The organism is Bartonella sp. AA1HLJMS, assembly GCF_042197445.1.
Lineage (GTDB): Bacteria > Pseudomonadota > Alphaproteobacteria > Rhizobiales > Rhizobiaceae > Bartonella.
Genome location: NZ_JBHIRW010000127.1, coordinates 1 through 2115 on the forward strand (window position 1 = coordinate 1; position 2115 = coordinate 2115).

Here is a 2115-nt window from a genome sequence, read left to right on the forward strand (position 1 = left end):
TATCCTTGGGATTTGGCAAATTTTCCGTGGTGTTCGGTCAAAAAACATGAACGCGATATACTCATGGCAGAGTGGTTCCAAAATCGTCCCCTTTATTTGGCTTTAAGAGACGAAAACAATACTCTGATTGGGTATCGCCGATGCAACATTGTCCAGCCTGTAGAGCAGGTTTTAGAGGGTGTTTACAACCATTGTGGCAACAGATTTAACCCTTCTACAACAGGCACTCTGTTGTTTCTTGCAGCCCGCACAGATTTTGAAGATGTTGAGGACAAACAAGCCGCCGCTGTTTCCCTTCTCGTTCATGGCTGTCTTGCACAACAAACCCCTCTTGGCAAACTTTGGTTAGGGGCTGATGAGCTAAATGGCGGTGTAGAGATACTCAAAACGCCTATCAATATTCCTTTGCGTGCCGATGTTCGCGAACAATTCAAGATTTTATTGAGGTTTTAATATGAAGCATGAAAGTGGTTTACCCTTTGCAATTGACAGATCTCGCGGCAAAGAGGAACAACAAAGTGTTGTCTTTTATGGCACGCGTCCCTTTATTCAAAGTGGTGAACTGAATGAAGTTCAAACCATTATAAGGGGACGGCATGACCGATTGGGGCGCCTTGTGGCACAAGAAGGAGACCGCGTTGAACGGGCTGATGCTTTTGTCAACAAAGAGACAAGGACCGTCACTTTAACGGATGGCAAGATTTATATCGCAGGCGATATTTTCCCCGTTGCACCCGCTGTACTCAACAATGTTGCTATGATTGGGCGCTTGGAAATTGGTGTGAAGCTGCAAAAAAAATGGATAACACACGAAGATGATCCAGAGCTCTTGGGGCAAGTCCCTGGCACCTTAGCAGAAGGAGAGCCCGGAGCGGCACGCGAAACAGCACAGCTTGTTTGGGCACTGAAAGAGGATGCGCAGAATGGCACTTTCTTTCCGGTTTATATTTTACAAGATGGTGTTCTGATTGATCAAAAATCGCCCTCACTGCTTGAACCCGCCATGCAAGCTATTGCGACGTACGACCGCGCCCATGGGCATTATATCGTGAGTGGCTGCCGTGTAAGCGCATTGGGAGCCAATAACGGTTGCCAAGTGTTTAGTATTCAAGAAGGAGAAGCCAATATCAATGGTTTCAAACGCAAACGCTTAGCGGCTTTGCGTCATGAAGAACTCGAGGACTTTTCGACAAGCGTTGTTCCAAGCGAAACGCATATTTTTGCGCCTCCAAAAGGGAAAACAAGTTTTACCTTTAAACCCTATTATTTTCCTATTGCTGATATTCAGTCTCTTTTATTGACAAAAGAAAAAACCGTTAACGTCACCCGTGGTGCTGTTGCCGCTGGGCGTGATGGTGTTCCTGATAAAAGCATCACCGCGTTTATCAAAATCGTTCAAGGAAGCAAGGAATTTAAAGAAGGCACAGATTTTAAAAAAACCGGAGACACCATTGATTGGGCACCCGTGGGAGACGAACCTTTAGCGGGGAGCAGCTATAAGGTGACTTACCGCTATCGTGCAAAAATCACCGCTGATAAAGTAACAGCGCAGGAAATCACTGTCTCAGGGGGTGCGGAGGGTGGTGATATTATCGTCAGTTACACTTACAAATTACCCCGCATTGACCGTATCGGTCTCAACACGGGGGGCAATGTGGTTTACATCAAAGGTATCTCAGTAGACCAACCCATGGCACCCAGTGTCCCTGATGATGTGTTGTCCCTTGCAACCATTACCAACAATTGGCTTGAAACGCCGGTTGTGGTCAATGATGGCACACGGGTTGCCCCCTATGATGAAATGTGGCGCTATTTTCAACGAGTGCTTTCGCTTGATCGATTGATGCAATTAGAGCGTATTAAAAGCAATGTTGACTCTAAAGAACCTGTTGCCAAAAAGGGCATGTTTGCCGACCCTTTTCTCGATGACAGTTACAGAGATGAAGGCTTTCAACAAACAGGTGCTGTAGGCAACGGCATTTTACAGCTTGCCATTGACCCAACCTTTTACACTGCTCCTTTAAAAGCGCCTGTTACGCTTGACTGGACAAATGAAGTGATCATTGCGCAAGAGTTGACAACGGCTTGCGAAAAAATCAATCCTTATCAAAATTT

At 45.9% G+C, this 2115-nt stretch carries 1 protein-coding gene and 1 pseudogene; both read left to right on the forward strand.

Annotation, left to right across the window (positions count from 1 at the left end):
• Nucleotides 1-453, forward strand: a pseudogene (locus tag ACFIQE_RS09790) (phage tail protein); the annotation flags it as partial.
• Nucleotide 454: 1 nt separating this feature from the next.
• On the forward strand, nt 455-2115 hold a 1661-nt coding region (locus ACFIQE_RS09795), incomplete at its 3' end, for a DUF4815 domain-containing protein (protein WP_375707643.1).